This is a genomic window from Paraburkholderia sp. (assembly GCF_035501035.1).
Taxonomy (GTDB): Bacteria; Pseudomonadota; Gammaproteobacteria; order Burkholderiales; family Burkholderiaceae; genus Paraburkholderia.
Genome location: NZ_DATJWR010000270.1, coordinates 1 through 13866, shown reverse-complemented (window position 1 = coordinate 13866; position 13866 = coordinate 1). Strand labels below are relative to the sequence as shown.

Genomic DNA, 13866 nt, shown 5'->3' with positions numbered 1-13866 from the left:
ATGCTTGCCATCACATGCCGGCATGCAGGTACGACGCAGGTACGAAAAATCGCCCGCACGAGAACAACGGCCGGCCTACGAGACAACGTCCACCGGAGTTCCCCATGCCCTATAACCGTCGTTCGAAGCACATCACGCAAGGCGTCGCCCGCTCGCCCAATCGTTCGATGTATTACGCGCTCGGCTACGAGAAAGGCGACTTCGACAAGCCGATGATCGGCATCGCCAACGGCCACTCCACGATCACGCCCTGCAACGCGGGCCTGCAGCGGCTGGCCGACGCCGCTGTCGCCGCCATCACGAACGCCGACGCGAACCCCCAGACCTTCGGCACGCCCACCATCTCGGACGGCATGTCGATGGGCACCGAGGGCATGAAGTACTCGCTCGTCTCGCGCGAGGTCATCGCGGACTGCATCGAGACCTGCGTGCAGGGCCAATGGATGGACGGCGTGGTCGTGATCGGCGGCTGCGACAAGAACATGCCAGGCGGCATGATCGCGCTCGCGCGCATGAACGTGCCCGGCATCTACGTGTATGGCGGCACGATCCGGCCCGGCAACTGGAAGGGCAAGGCGCTGACCATCGTGTCGGCGTTCGAGGCCGTCGGCGAATTCACGGCCGGGCGCATGAGCGAAGAAGACTTCGAGGGCATCGAGACGCACGCGTGCCCCTCCACGGGCTCGTGCGGCGGCATGTACACGGCCAACACGATGAGCTCGTCGTTCGAGGCGCTCGGCATGTCGCTCATGTACTCGTCGACAATGGCCAACCCCGACGAGGAAAAAGTCGACTCGGCTGCGGAATCGGCGCGCGTGCTCGTCGAAGCCGTGAAGCAGGACCTCAAGCCGCGCGACATCATCACGAAAAAGTCGATCGAGAACGCCGTGGCGCTCATCATGGCGACGGGCGGCTCGACCAATGCCGTGCTGCACTATCTCGCCATTGCGCATGCCGCGCAAGTCGAGTGGACCATCGACGACTTCGAGCGCATGCGCAAGAAGGTGCCGGTGATCTGCGACCTGAAGCCCTCGGGCCAGTATGTCGCGACCGATCTGCATCAGGCGGGCGGCATTCCCCAGGTGCTCAAGCTCTTGCTCGACGCGGGCCTGCTGCACGGCGACTGCATCACCATCACGGGCAAGAGCATCGGAGAGGAACTGAAGGACGTGCCGTCCACGCCGCGCGCCGACCAGAAGGTGATCTTCCCCATCAGCAAGGCGTTGTACAAGGAAGGCCACCTGGCCATCCTCAAGGGCAACCTCGCGGTAGAGGGCGCCGTCGCCAAGATCACGGGCCTGAAGAACCCGGTCATCACCGGGCCCGCGCGCGTATTCGACGACGAGCAGAGCGCGATGGAAGCGATCCTTGCGGACCGGATCAAGGCCGGCGACGTCGTCGTGCTGCGCTACCTCGGCCCGAAGGGCGGCCCCGGCATGCCGGAGATGCTGGCGCCGACTTCGGCGATCATCGGCAAGGGGCTCGGCGAATCGGTGGGTCTCATCACCGATGGCCGCTTCTCGGGCGGCACCTGGGGCATGGTGGTCGGCCACGTGGCGCCCGAGGCGTTCGAAGGCGGCACGATCGCGCTCGTGCAGGAGGGCGATTCGATCACCATCGACGCGCACCAGCTCCTGCTGCAGCTGAACGTCGACGACGCCGAGCTTGCGCGCCGCCGCGCGGCATGGAAGCAGCCGGCGCCGCGTTACACACGCGGCGTGCTGGCAAAGTACGCGGCGCTCGCGCGCCCGGCCAACCAGGGCGCGGTGACAGGATAGAGGCAGGGGCGAAGGCGGGGCCTCGCCTGGCGCAGCGCCGAACCCGCGCTGCGGTGCTGAAGACAAAAGGGCGCACGCGCGGAACGTGCGCCCTTTGCTTTTATAATGCGACGACACAGCCGGCGCCCAAGCTGGCGGAGACCAGTATGAAACGAAAGTCGCAAGCGAAGAACAAGACAGCGACGCTCGCCGCCGCGCTCGCCATAAGCGCGCTCGGCGCTCTGACGTTCGGCGCAGCCCCGGCCCGCGCGCAGGACGCTCCGACGGGCCTCGCGCTCGCGCAGCAACAGAACTGCATGAGCTGCCATTCGGTGACACGCACGTTCATGGGCCCCCCGCTGCGCGATATCGCCGCGAAGTACGCGGGCAAGCCCGAGGCGCAAACCTATCTCACGCACAAGATTCTGGAAGGCAGCAGCGGCGTGTGGGGCACCGTGCCGATGCCGGCCAACACGCAGTTGAATCCGGGCCAGGCGGCCACGCTCGCGAACTGGATCCTCACGCTGAAATGAGGCCAACGGCTCGATGACGTGGGCGCGCGGCGCATTGCGCCGCCGCGCATGCCATGCAATCAGGCCGAAGGCGGATGACCCGCGCGCGCCGCCAGCTCTTCGCGAACAGCGGCCTTCACCCACACCTTGAGCTCGGTTTCGAGCGCGAGACCGATTTCGCGCGACACCTGGCCCACGAGCCAGGTCGAATGTTCCTGCATCGCGGCACTGCAGCGCGCCTCGATCACGGCGCGGCCTTCGCCCGTGAGCCAGGTCATGCAGCGGCCGCGCAAGCGTTCCACCAGGGCGTCGGCGTCGTGGGCGAACAGACCCTCGGGTTCGGGCACGCTCGCCTTGACGGAAGCGGCCACCGCGGCGCGCGCCCGCTCCACACTGCTCGCGCGCAGCGGGTTGCCGGACACCAGAACGTCGCTCAACAGCGGAATTGAAACCTCTTCCTTGTCGTGCAAGCCGGACACGATTGCCTCCATCGATCGAAGAGCGGTGCGGCCTCAGCCGCCCTGCTTGTAGTTGTTGAGCGCGTAACCGCGGTCGCGGTAGAAACGATAGCGCTCGCGGCCCGACGCGAGTTCGTCGGGCGCATCGCCGATCACCTCGAGCAGGCGCTCGAAGCGCGCGAACTGAGGCGGCACCGCCGCGCCGAGGTTGAGCAGCACGCGATGATGCGGCGCACGCTCCAGATCGGCCGCCAGCACGATGGGCGTCGTGACGGCGTGCGGACTTTCGGCCATGCAGTGCGGCACGAACTCGAGCGGCGCGAACGTCCACAGCATCTCGTCGAACGCGCGCAGGCGCGCAGGCTCGGCCAGCACGACCGCCTGCTCGCCCGCCAGATAAGCCTTGCGCACGAGCCGGCACGCATACAGCAGCGAGTCGCCGACGTTCGTGTGGAAATCGATACGCGTCATGCCCGGGCCACCTCGCCCACCGTCACACGCGTCGCAATCGTCGTGCCTGGCTTCATTGCGCCGAGCGAGCGTCCGCGGCCCGGTCGATCAGGAACTGCGCGAGCAGCGGCACGGGGCGGCCCGTCGCGCCCTTCGCCGCGCCGCTCTTCCATGCGGTGCCCGCAATGTCGAGGTGCGCCCACGGGTAGCTTTCCGTGAAGCGCGAGAGGAAGCACGCCGCCGTCACGCTGCCCGCCGGACGCCCGCCGATGTTGGCGAGGTCGGCGAAGTTCGACTTGAGCTGTTCCTGATACTCGTCGTCGAGCGGCAGGCGCCAGGCCGGATCGTTCGCTTCGCGCGATGCGTCGAGCAGCTCGCCCGCGAGCGCGTCGTCCTTCGAGAACAGGCCGCTGTTGTGATGGCCGAGCGCGATAATGCACGCGCCCGTGAGCGTGGCGATGTCGATCACGGCGGCCGGCTTGAAGCGCTCGGCATAGGTGAGCGCATCGCACAGGATCAGGCGGCCTTCGGCGTCGGTGTTGAGCACCTCGACGGTCAGGCCCGACATGGTCGTGACGATGTCGCCCGGTTTGGTGGCGTTGCCCGCGGGCATGTTCTCGCAAGTCGGGATGATGCCGATGACATTCAGCTTGAGCCCCATTTCGGCGACCGCGCGCATCGTGCCGAGCACCGAGCCCGCGCCGCACATGTCGTACTTCATCTCGTCCATGCCCTCGCCAGGCTTGAGCGAGATGCCGCCCGTGTCGAACGTGATGCCCTTGCCGACGAGCACGATAGGCGCGGCCTTGGCGCTTGCGCCCTGATAGTGCAGCACGATGAACTGCGGCGGCTCGACCGAGCCCTTCGTTACCGAAAGAAACGAGCCCATCTTGAGCGCTTCGATCTGGCGCTGGCCGAGCACCTCGACCTTGAGCTTCCAGTCGCGCGCGAGCTTCTTGGCCGTGGCCGCGAGATAGGTGGGCGTGCAGACGTTGCCCGGCAGATTGCCGAGGTCGCGCGTGAGATCCATGCCGTTGGCGAGCGCCGCGGCCTGCTTCGCCGCGAGTTTCGCGGCTTTCTCGTCGGCGGCGTCGACGCTGAAGACCACGCGCTTCAACGCGCGCTGCGCCACGTCGGGCTTGCTCTTCATTTGCGTGAAGCGATAGGTCTCGTTGCGCAGCGCGAGAATGGCCGTGCGCACGCACCAGTCGCCCGTGCGCTCCTTCACCGGCAGTTGCGCGAGCGAGAACGTGACCTGCGCGATTTTCGTGCCGAGGATCACGCGCCAGGCGGCCTTGACGGCGTCGCCGTAGGCCTTCTGGCCGAAGGCGTCCTGCTTGCCGAGGCCCACGAGCAGCACGCGCGAGGCGCCGATGCCGCTCACTTCCGGAAGCAACAGTGTGGAGCCGGCCTTGCCGTCGATGTCGCCGGCCTTGACGACGCGCGCGATTGCGCCGCCAATGGCGCTGTCGATCGTGAACGCCGCGCCCGAGAGGGTTTGCGCCTCGAATACGCCGACCACGATGCAGTCCGACTTGCCGGTCAGGAAGGAGGCCTCCCCGCCTTTGCTCCAATCACAGGCTTTTATGCTAAAGTCCATCGCGCTTGTCCTCGGATAAAATCAGGGCTTAGGATGAAAGCCGCAATTATCCGCTATTTTTCCCGTGGCGGCTCCTGGGTGGTTGCGCGAGCTGCGCGCCCCCGGCATGGGCCCGCCGCCCTGCCCATCTAGAATGATCTTCGAACGTTCCCTGCAGCGCGAACTCGCGTACACGGCCGGCGCCGTGTTCATGGTTCTGCTCACGATCATGCTCACGACGATGATGATCCGCATCGTCGGCTTCGCGGCGTCGGGCCAGATCGACCCGCGCGACGTGCTGGTGCTGATCGGCCTCACCGTGATCGGCTACATGGCCGTGATGCTGATCGTCACGCTCTTCGTGTCGATCCTGTTCGTGCTCACGCGCTGGTACAAGGATTCCGAGATGGTCGTGTGGCTCTCCTCCGGAGTGAGCCTCACGCGCCTCATCAAGCCGATCGCCGTGTTCTCCACGCCGATCATCCTGCTCGTGGTGTTCTTCGCCTTCGTCGGCTGGCCGTGGTCGAACGCGCAGAGCAAGCTGATCCGCGCGCGCTTCCAGCAGCGTGACGAAGTGTCGCTGCTCGCGCCCGGCCAGTTCCGCGAGTCGCCCACTACCAACCGCGTGTTCTTCATCGAGAGCATGAGCCCAGACCAGGCGCACGTGGAGAACGTGTTCGTGACGAGCACGGAGAACGGCAAGGTCAACGTGATCGTCTCGAAGACGGGCCACACGGAAACCATGAAGAACGGCGACCGCTTCGTCGTGCTCGAAAATGGCCGCCGCTACGACGGCGAACCCGGGCATCCCGACTTTCGCATCAGCGAGTTCCAGCGCTATGGCGTGAAGATCACGAGCCAGCCCGTGGTGTCCACGCCGTCGGCGAGCACCACGTCCACGCCGGGCCTGTTGCGCCATCCGACCCGCGACAACCTCGGCGAGCTCGCGTGGCGCGCCGGCCTGCCGCTGATCGCGATCAACCTGATGCTGCTCGGCATTCCGCTCGCCTATCAGAACCCGCGTCGCAGCCGCACAATCAATCTCGTGATGGCCGTGCTGATCTACCTCACCTATTCGAACCTGCTCAACGTCGTGCAATCGCAGATCGAGCAGGGCAAGATGTCGTTCGGCGTCGGCCTTCTCGCGCTGCACGTCGTGGTGTTCGCGCTCGTCGTGTTCATCTTCTGGATGCGCGTGCGCAACCGGCCGCTCTTCACGCGTGCGATGTTCCATCGCGCGCCCCAGGGGAGCTGACCGATGCGCATCTACGAGAAATACTTCGCTCGCCAGGTCTACCTGACGTTCATCTTCATCCTGTTCGCCTTCTCCGGCCTGTTCTTCTTCTTCGACCTCATCAACGAGCTGAACTCGGTCGGGCACGGCAACTACAAGTTCCAGTACGCCGTGCTGCGCGTGGCGCTGCAGGCGCCTTCGCGGCTCTACGAGATCATTCCGGTCGCGGCGCTCATCGCCACGATCTACGTGTTCGCGCAAATGGCCGCGAACTCGGAATACACGATCTTTCGTGTGTCCGGCCTCGCCACGCGGCAGGCGCTCGGCTCGCTGCTGAAGATCGGCATTCCGCTCGTACTCCTGACCTATGTGATCGGCGAAGTGGTCGGGCCCTACACCGACCAGCTCTCGGAGCGCGTGCGTCTCGAGGCGCTCGGCTCGGCGGTGTCGAGCAATTTCCAGTCGGGCGTCTGGGTGAAGGACACGCTCACCGCGCGCGCCGACGGCGAGCAGGTCACGCGTTTCGTCAACGTCGGCGAGCTGCTGCCCGATGCGACGATCACGAACGTGCGCATCTACGAATTCGATTCGCTGTTCCGGCTCACCAACGTGCGGCTCGCGAAGAGCGGCACCTATCAGCCGCCGGGCCACTGGCTGCTCAAGGACGTGACCGACACCCAGCTGATCGGCGTGCCGCCGCCGCAAAACCAGCCGGTCGACGCGCTCAACCCGGTCTATCGCGCGCAGCAGACTTCGGCGCCCGAATACTCGCTGCGCTCGGAGCTCACGCCGAACATTCTCTCGGTGCTGCTCGTTTCGCCCGACCGCATGTCGATGTTCAATCTGTTCCGCTACATCCAGCATTTGACGGAGAACCATCAGGACGCGCAGCGCTACCAGATCGCTTTCTGGCGCAAGCTGCTCTACCCGTTCGCCGTGTTCGTGATGCTCGTGCTTTCGCTGCCGTTCGCGTATCTGCACACGCGCGCGGGCGTGGTGGGCATGAAGGTGTTCGGCGGGATCATGCTCGGCATGAGCTTCCAGCTCGTCAACACGCTGTTCTCGCACGTGGGTACACTGAACACCTGGCCCGCGCCGCTCACGGCGGCGACACCCGGGCTCATCTACCTCGCCGTCGGCCTGATCGGGCTGAAATGGGTCGACCGGCACTGACTTTGCGGGCATCGGCAGGCATGGGCACCCACGGCATGATCCTCTTTGGCCACGGCGCGCGCGACGCGCGCTGGCAAGAGCCGTTTCAGCGGCTCGCCGTCAAGCTCGCCGCCGCGCGCGGCGAAGCGGCGCCGGTGGGTCTAGCCTTTCTCGAACTCATGACGCCCGACCTGCCCACGGCCATCGCCGGGCAAGTCGAGGCCGGCTGCGACACGATTACGGTCATCCCCGTGTTCTTCGGCCAGGGCGGCCACGTGCGCCGCGATCTGCCCGCGCTGATCGCGCAGTGCCAGGCGCTGCACCCCGAAGTGCGCCTGCGCTGCGCGGGGGCCGTGGGCGAGGACGACGCCGTGCTCGATGCGATCGTGCAGTATTGCCTCGAAAATCAGAGCGCCGAGCCGCGCTGACGCATAAAAAACGGGCTGCTCGAAAGCAGCCCGCCTTGCATTCCACCATTGCGGCACCAGGCCGATCGCGCTTACGCCGCGGCGCGGCGACCTTGATGCGTGTCCTGCGTTTCTTCCGCGGCCTCGTCCCCGCGATGCGCTTGCCCTGCCCTCTCGGCGAACGCCGCGCCGATCATGAGCAGGCTCGGCTGCGCCGGGTCGAGCCAGTCCTGCGCTTCACCCGCGGCGAGCCCCGCCAGCGTGAGCGTGAGCATGCGCTCACGCGCGGTGCTGCACGCTTCGACGATCGCCACCGGTGTCGCACCTGCGCGGCCCGCCTCGATGAGCTGGCTCGCGATTTCGGGCGCGCTGTCGCGGCCCATGTAGAACACGAGCGAATCGGCGTTCACCTGCTCGCGAATTTCCTCGCTGCCCGCCGCGCGCGAATACGTGGCGAGCGCGACGCTGCGCGCCACGCCGCGCAGCGTGAGCGAACGTTGCAGCGTGGCCGCGCTCGCGAGCGCTGCGGTAATGCCCGGCACGACTTCGAACTCGATGCCGGCCGCTTCGAGCGCACGCATTTCCTCGTCGGCGCGGCCGAACAGCATCGGGTCGCCGCCCTTCAGGCGCACGACCACCGCGTGTTCGCGCGCCGCATCAACGAGCTGCTTGTTGATGAAGTGCTGCGCCGTGGAGCGCTGCCCGCAGCGCTTGCCGACCGCGATGAACTTCGCGCCTTGCGGCGCGTAGTCGAGCATGGCCGGCTCGACGAGCGCGTCGTGCAGCACAACGTCGGCGCTGGCGAGCAACCGTGCGCCGCGTACCGTGATGAGGTCCGCCGCGCCCGGGCCCGCGCCGATCAGATATACCTTACCCATTGACTTTCGAATCTCCTGTCGGCAGGCGTTGGCGCGCTACCGGGCGGAAAGCCTCACGCGGAGAACGCGCGGATCATGCCGGCCGCGACCGTGTGATGCGTCGCTTCGTCGATCAGCACGAATGCGCCGGTGCCAGGATTCGCATCATACAGGTCGCAGACGAGCGGCTTTTGCAACGAGAGCGCCACGCGGCCGATATCGTTCATCGCGAGGTCGAGGCGGTCGGTCGCGTGCGAAAGCGTATGCACGTCCAGCACCTGCTTGATTGCGCCGATCTTCGCGAACACCGTGCTGGTGGTCTGCTTGAGCAGGTACTTGCGCTGCGGCGAAAGCGGTTCGTCGTCGAACCAGCAGAGGTCCGCTTCGAGCTTCTTCGCCGGCTGGATGCCGTCGGCCGCCGGCACGAAGGTGTCGCCGCGCGAAACGTCCACGTCTTCGGCGAGACGGATCGTGACGGTCTGCCCCGCGAACGCGCGGTCGACCTGCGCCGTGCCGCCCGGCACCGGCGCGATGATTTCGGCGACCGTCGCGCTGCGGCCCGCAGGCAGCACCGTGATGGCGTCGCCGAGCTTCACTTCGCCGGCTTCGACGCGGCCCATGTAGCCGCGGAAGTCGTCGGCGCTCGAGCCGTCCTGGCGCGCGACCCATTGCACCGGGAAGCGCAGCGCCTCGCCCGTGGCCTGTGCGACCGGCAACGACTCGAGCACGTCGAGCAGCGGCTCGCCCGCGTACCACGGCATGCGCTCGCTCGCGGCCACGATGTTGTCGCCCTTGAGCGCCGACACCGGCACGAAGCGCACATCGGAGAGACCCAGCTGGCGCGCGAGCCCGACATAGGCTTCGCGGATCAGGTTGAACGTCGCTTCGCTGTAGTCCACCAGATCCATCTTGTTGATCGCGACGATCACGTGCTGCAGGCCGAGCAGCTTGACGATGGCGCTATGGCGCTTGGTTTGCGGCAGCAGTTGCGTGACGCCATCCTCGACCGTCACGCGCGTGGGATCGATGAGGATGATCGCGGCATGCGCCGTCGAAGCGCCCGTGACCATGTTGCGCGTGTACTGCTCGTGGCCCGGCGTGTCGGCGATGATGAACTTGCGCTTGGCGGTGGCGAAGTAGCGGTACGCCACGTCGATCGTGATGCCCTGCTCGCGCTCGGCTTCGAGGCCGTCGGTGAGCAGCGACAGGTCGATCTCGTCGCCCACGGTGCGCTTGTTCTTCGCGCGCGAGAGCGCCGAGAGCTGATCCGAGAGCACGGCCTTGCTGTCGTACAGCAGGCGGCCGATCAGCGTGCTCTTGCCGTCGTCCACGCTGCCCGCCGTGATGAAGCGCAGCACGCCGAGGTCTTCAGGTTGATGCGTCGTAACCATGTTCAATTGTTCCTCGTCGTGCTCTTTAGAAATAACCTTGCTTCTTGCGCTGTTCCATCGCCGCTTCCGACGTCTGGTCGTCCATGCGCGTCGCGCCGCGTTCCGTGATTTCGGTCACGGCGGTTTCGGCGATGATCTTCTCGACGTCGTCGGCATCGCTTTCCACCGGGCAGGTGCAGCTGATGTCGCCGACGGTACGGAAACGCACCTGCGCCATCTCGCTCGTTTCACCTTCCTTCATCGGCGTGAGCGGCGTGACCGGCACGAGCAGGCCGTTGCGGCGCACGATCTCGCGCTGGTGCGCGTAATAGATCGACGGCAGTTCGAGCTTCTCGCGTTCGATGTACTGCCACACGTCGAGCTCGGTCCAGTTCGAGATCGGGAACACGCGCAGGTGTTCGCCGTTGTGCAGACGCGCGTTGTAGAGGCTCCACAGTTCCGGGCGCTGGGCCTTCGGGTCCCACTGGCCGAATTCGTCGCGGAACGAGAAGATGCGCTCCTTCGCGCGGGCCTTCTCTTCGTCGCGGCGCGCGCCGCCGATCATCGCGGTGTAGCCGTATTGCTCGATCGTTTCGAGCAGCGTGACCGCTTGCGCGGCGTTGCGCGAATCGGTCTCGCGGCGCAGGCGCACGGTGCCGCGCTTGATCGAATCCTCGACGTGGCCCACCACGAGCTCGGCGCCGATCTCGGCCGCACGGCGGTCGCGAAAGTCGATCACTTCGTCGTAGTTGTGTCCCGTGTCGATGTGCACGAGCGGGAACGGCAGCGTGGTCTTGCGGTTCGCGCCGAGGCCGAATGCCTTCAGCGCGAGCGCCAGCACGACGACCGAATCCTTGCCGCCCGAGAACAGCAGCGCGGGCTTGCTGCATTCGGCAACGAGTTCACGCAGGATGTGAATCGACTCGGCTTCGAGCCAGTCGAGATGGTCCATGCGGTTCGCCGTGACCTGAAGCGGCGCGTTCACTGCTGAGTCGAGCGTCGTGCTCATGTTGGGATCCTTCCTTTGTTCGCACCCCTTTTACTGGGCACGCGGTACTCGGTATTCGACGTCGCGCCGGTTCTGACGACGGCGCAACAAGTTTCAATCTTAGTTCGGCTGGCTGATCGACGACATTTCGGACGACACTTCCACGACCGGAATGGCGGACACGGAGCTGATATGCAAGCCGCACTCCTTCGTGTCGCGCGACTCCCACCACCAGCGGCCCGCGCGGCTGTCCTCGCCGGGGCGCACGGCGCGCGTGCAGGGTTCGCAGCCGATGCTCGGGTAGCCGCGCGCATGCAGCGGATTCACGGGCACGTCGAAGGCGCGCAGATACGTCCAGACGTCGGCTTCGGTCCAGTCCGCGAGCGGATTGAACTTGGCGATGCCGCGAGCGCTGTCCTGCTCTTCCTCGTGCAGCTCGGCGCGCGTGACCGACTGCTCGCGACGCTGGCCGGTGACCCAGGCCGAGACGCCCGCGAGCGCACGGTTCAGCGGCTCGACCTTGCGGATTTCACAGCAGCGCTTGCGCAGGTCGACGCTCTCGTAGAACGCGTTCAGGCCGTGCTCGGCGACGTATTCCTCCACCGCATCGGCCAGCGGATGGAACTGCTCGATCTCGTAGCCGTAGCGCTCGCGCACACGGTCGAGCATGCCGAGCGTTTCCGCATGAAGGCGTCCCGTGTTCAGCGAGAAGACGCCGATCTTGACGCCTCGCGAAAGAATCGCGTGCGTGAGCAGCATGTCTTCCGCGGCGAGGCTGCTGGCCAGCTTGACGTTGGCGTGACGCGCGGCGATCGAATCGAGCAGCGCGTCGAGGCGCTCGATCTTCGCTTGTAGCTCAGGCGTCACTTCGTGGGCCGAAGTACTCACGGCGGTGCTCATGCTGCGGCGCCCTGTTGCGCGAGGCGGCGGCGAAACAGCGGCGACGGCTCGTCGAACGCGCCCTGGTACTGCACCGTGAATTCCGTGAACGCCTTGAGCGCGTCGTGGATGTCCTTGTCGGCGCGCAGCGCGTACGAATCGAAGCCGCAGCGCTCGTAGAAGCGCAACTGGTCGCGAAGCACGTCGCCGATCGCGCGCAGTTCGCCCTCGTAGCCATAACGCTCGCGCAAGAGCCGCGCGATCGAATAGCCGCGGCCGTCGCGGAACACGGGGAAGTCCACGCCGATCAGCGCGAGCTTGTCGAAGTCGCCGGCGATATCGGCCGGTTCACTGTCCGGCGCGAGCCACACGCCGAGTTCTTCCTTGCTGCGCGAGGCGACGAGCGCGTCGCGCCCGGCCTGCCACAGCGCGAGCGGCACCAGCACCTTGCCCGCGGGCAGCGCGGCAATTTCGGGCAGCGCGCCGTCTTCGGCTGCGCGCACGACTTGCCAGGTGTCTTCGACGATCTCGCGCTGTTTGATGATCAATGCCATTGCTTAACTCTCGTATCTCGTTGCGTGCGGTGGCTCAAGCGTGGGCCGGCTGGCGCGAGGCGTACACGCGCTCCTTGAACGGGGCGATGCCGATGCGGTCGTAGGTGTCGATGAAGCGCTCGCCGTCGATGCGGTGCGCAACGAACGTGTCGATCACCTTCTGCACCACGTCGGGCATTTCCTCGGCCGAGAACGACGGGCCGATCACGCGGCCAAGGCGCGCGCCGTTGGCGCCGTTGCCCTGCTCGCCGCCGAGCGAGACCTGATACCACTCCGCGCCGTCCTTGTCCACGCCCAGCACGCCGATGTTGCCGACGTGGTGGTGACCGCACGAGTTCATGCAGCCCGAGATGTTGAACGACAGGTCGCCGAGGTCGTGCACGAAATCGAGGTTGTCGAAGCGCTCCTGGATCGCGAGCGCGATGGGGATCGACTTCGCATTCGCGAGCGAGCAGAAGTCGCCGCCCGGGCACGCGATGATGTCGGTCAAGAGGCCGATGTTCGCCGTCGCAAAGCCTTGCGCCTTCGCCTTTTCCCACAGCGCGAAGAGGTCGCGCTTCTTCACGTCCGCGAGGATCAGGTTCTGCTCGTGCGATACGCGAATCTGGCCAAACGAGTATTCGTCGGCCCAGTCGGCCACGGCTTCCATCTGCGCGTCAGTGGCGTCGCCCGGCGCGATGTTGCGCGGCTTGAGCGAGAGCGTGACCGAAGCGTAGCCCGGCACGCGGTGCGGGCGCACGTTGCGCTCGACCCAGCGTGCGAACGCGCGCTCTTCGAGCAGATGCTTCTCGTACGACGTATCCGTATCGGCAAGCTTTTCGTAAGCGGGCGGCGCGAAATGCTTCGACACGCGGTCCACTTCTTCCTGCGTGAGCGTCGAGGGGCCGTCCTTCAGGTGCAGCCACTCTTCTTCGACCTGCTCGGCGAACTTGGCCGGCGAGAGCGCCTTCACGAGAATCTTGATGCGCGCCTTGTAGAGGTTGTCGCGGCGGCCGTAGCGGTTGTACACGCGCAGCACGGCTTCGCAGTAGGTCAAGATGTGCTGCCACGGCAGGTTGCGCCGGATGATGGCGCCGACGATCGGCGTGCGGCCAAGGCCGCCGCCCGCGAGAATGCTCGCGACGACTTCGCCCTGCTCGTTGCGCTCGAGGTACACGCCCAGGTCGTGGATCTGCACGGCGGCGCGGTCTTCCTTCGAGCCCGAGACGGCGATCTTGAACTTGCGCGGCAGCCAGGCGAACTCGGGGTGGAACGTCGACCATTGGCGCATGATCTCGGCCCACGGACGCGGATCGATGACTTCGTCGGGCGCGACGCCCGCGAACTGGTCGGCGGTGATGTTGCGGATGCAGTTGCCCGAAGTCTGGATGCCGTGCATCTGCACCGACGCGAGCTTCGCGAGGATCTCAGGCGTTTCTTCGAGCTTGATCCAGTTGAACTGGATGTTCGAGCGCGTCGAGAAATGGCCGTAGCCGCGGTCGTGCTCGCGCGCGATGCGGCCAAGCATGCGCAACTGGTCGCTGCGCAGGTTGCCGTACGGAATCGCGATGCGATGCATGTAGGCGTGACGCTGGTAATACAGGCCGTTCTGCAGGCGCAGCGGGCGGAACTCTTCTTCGCTCAATTCGCCCGACAGGCGGCGGCGAACCTGGTCGCTGTATTGCGCGAC

Annotated in this window: 14 protein-coding genes; 5 read left to right on the top strand and 9 right to left on the bottom strand. The window is 66.1% G+C overall.

Annotated features, from left to right (window positions below; all coding sequences use genetic code 11):
• Positions 1-104: 104 nt before the first annotated feature.
• Both ilvD and VMJ11_RS20005 read left to right on the top strand, forming a co-directional pair.
• A complete protein-coding gene (gene ilvD, locus VMJ11_RS20010; RefSeq protein WP_325621118.1) occupies positions 105-1778 on the top strand; it encodes a dihydroxy-acid dehydratase in 1674 nt (557 codons plus the stop codon).
• Positions 1779-1924: 146 nt separating this feature from the next.
• Complete coding sequence (locus VMJ11_RS20005) at positions 1925-2290, top strand: c-type cytochrome (protein WP_325621117.1); 366 nt, start codon at positions 1925-1927, stop codon at positions 2288-2290.
• 59 nt (positions 2291-2349) lie between these two features.
• Here VMJ11_RS20005 and VMJ11_RS20000 read toward each other — a convergent pair whose 3' ends face one another.
• The 3 genes from VMJ11_RS20000 to VMJ11_RS19990 are packed head-to-tail and all read right to left on the bottom strand — an operon-like array spanning position 2350 to position 4777.
• The gene (locus tag VMJ11_RS20000; protein WP_325621116.1) at positions 2350-2748 is read right to left on the bottom strand and encodes a DUF2486 family protein; all 399 of its coding nucleotides are present in this window, start codon (positions 2746-2748) and stop codon (positions 2350-2352) included.
• A 33-nt stretch (positions 2749-2781) separates the two neighbouring features.
• Positions 2782-3198 carry a DNA polymerase III subunit chi gene (locus VMJ11_RS19995; protein ID WP_325621115.1) on the bottom strand — a complete coding sequence of 139 codons (417 nt, stop codon included), beginning with the start codon at positions 3196-3198 and terminating at the stop codon, positions 2782-2784.
• Positions 3199-3250: 52 nt separating this feature from the next.
• Positions 3251-4777, bottom strand: coding sequence for a leucyl aminopeptidase (locus VMJ11_RS19990; protein ID WP_325621114.1), 1527 nt, complete (start codon positions 4775-4777; stop codon positions 3251-3253).
• 133 nt (positions 4778-4910) lie between these two features.
• Between VMJ11_RS19990 and lptF the strand changes: the two genes are divergently transcribed.
• Genes lptF through VMJ11_RS19975 form a run of 3 tightly spaced genes read left to right on the top strand, consistent with a single transcriptional unit; the run spans position 4911 to position 7570 of the window.
• Entirely contained in the window at positions 4911-6011 is a 1101-nt protein-coding gene (lptF, locus tag VMJ11_RS19985) for an LPS export ABC transporter permease LptF (RefSeq protein ID WP_325621113.1), read from the top strand.
• 3 nt (positions 6012-6014) lie between these two features.
• Positions 6015-7163 (top strand): LPS export ABC transporter permease LptG, encoded by a 1149-nt coding sequence (gene lptG / locus VMJ11_RS19980; protein ID WP_325621112.1) that lies wholly within the window; start codon positions 6015-6017, stop codon positions 7161-7163.
• A gap of 20 nt (positions 7164-7183) precedes the next feature.
• A complete protein-coding gene (locus VMJ11_RS19975) occupies positions 7184-7570 on the top strand; it encodes a CbiX/SirB N-terminal domain-containing protein (RefSeq protein ID WP_325621111.1) in 387 nt (128 codons plus the stop codon).
• A 71-nt stretch (positions 7571-7641) separates the two neighbouring features.
• Here the strand turns inward: VMJ11_RS19975 and cobA are convergent, their stop codons facing one another.
• From cobA to VMJ11_RS19945, 6 genes are all read right to left on the bottom strand, one after another.
• Positions 7642-8427, bottom strand: coding sequence for a uroporphyrinogen-III C-methyltransferase (gene cobA, locus VMJ11_RS19970; protein ID WP_325621110.1), 786 nt, complete (start codon positions 8425-8427; stop codon positions 7642-7644).
• Between the two features lie 53 nt (positions 8428-8480).
• Positions 8481-9797: a sulfate adenylyltransferase subunit 1 gene (locus tag VMJ11_RS19965; protein ID WP_325621109.1), complete on the bottom strand. Its 1317-nt coding sequence runs from the start codon at positions 9795-9797 to the stop codon at positions 8481-8483.
• A 25-nt stretch (positions 9798-9822) separates the two neighbouring features.
• Positions 9823-10785, bottom strand: a complete 963-nt coding sequence (cysD, locus tag VMJ11_RS19960; protein ID WP_325621108.1) for a sulfate adenylyltransferase subunit CysD — start codon at positions 10783-10785, stop codon at positions 9823-9825.
• Between the two features lie 99 nt (positions 10786-10884).
• The gene (locus VMJ11_RS19955; protein WP_325621107.1) at positions 10885-11664 is read right to left on the bottom strand and encodes a phosphoadenylyl-sulfate reductase; all 780 of its coding nucleotides are present in this window, start codon (positions 11662-11664) and stop codon (positions 10885-10887) included.
• Positions 11661-12197 (bottom strand): DUF934 domain-containing protein, encoded by a 537-nt coding sequence (locus VMJ11_RS19950; RefSeq protein ID WP_325621106.1) that lies wholly within the window; start codon positions 12195-12197, stop codon positions 11661-11663. The genes VMJ11_RS19955 and VMJ11_RS19950 overlap by 4 nt, the downstream gene beginning before the upstream one ends.
• A 34-nt stretch (positions 12198-12231) precedes the next feature.
• Positions 12232-13866: nitrite/sulfite reductase (locus VMJ11_RS19945; RefSeq protein WP_325621105.1), on the bottom strand; the 1635-nt coding region annotated here is incomplete at its 5' end.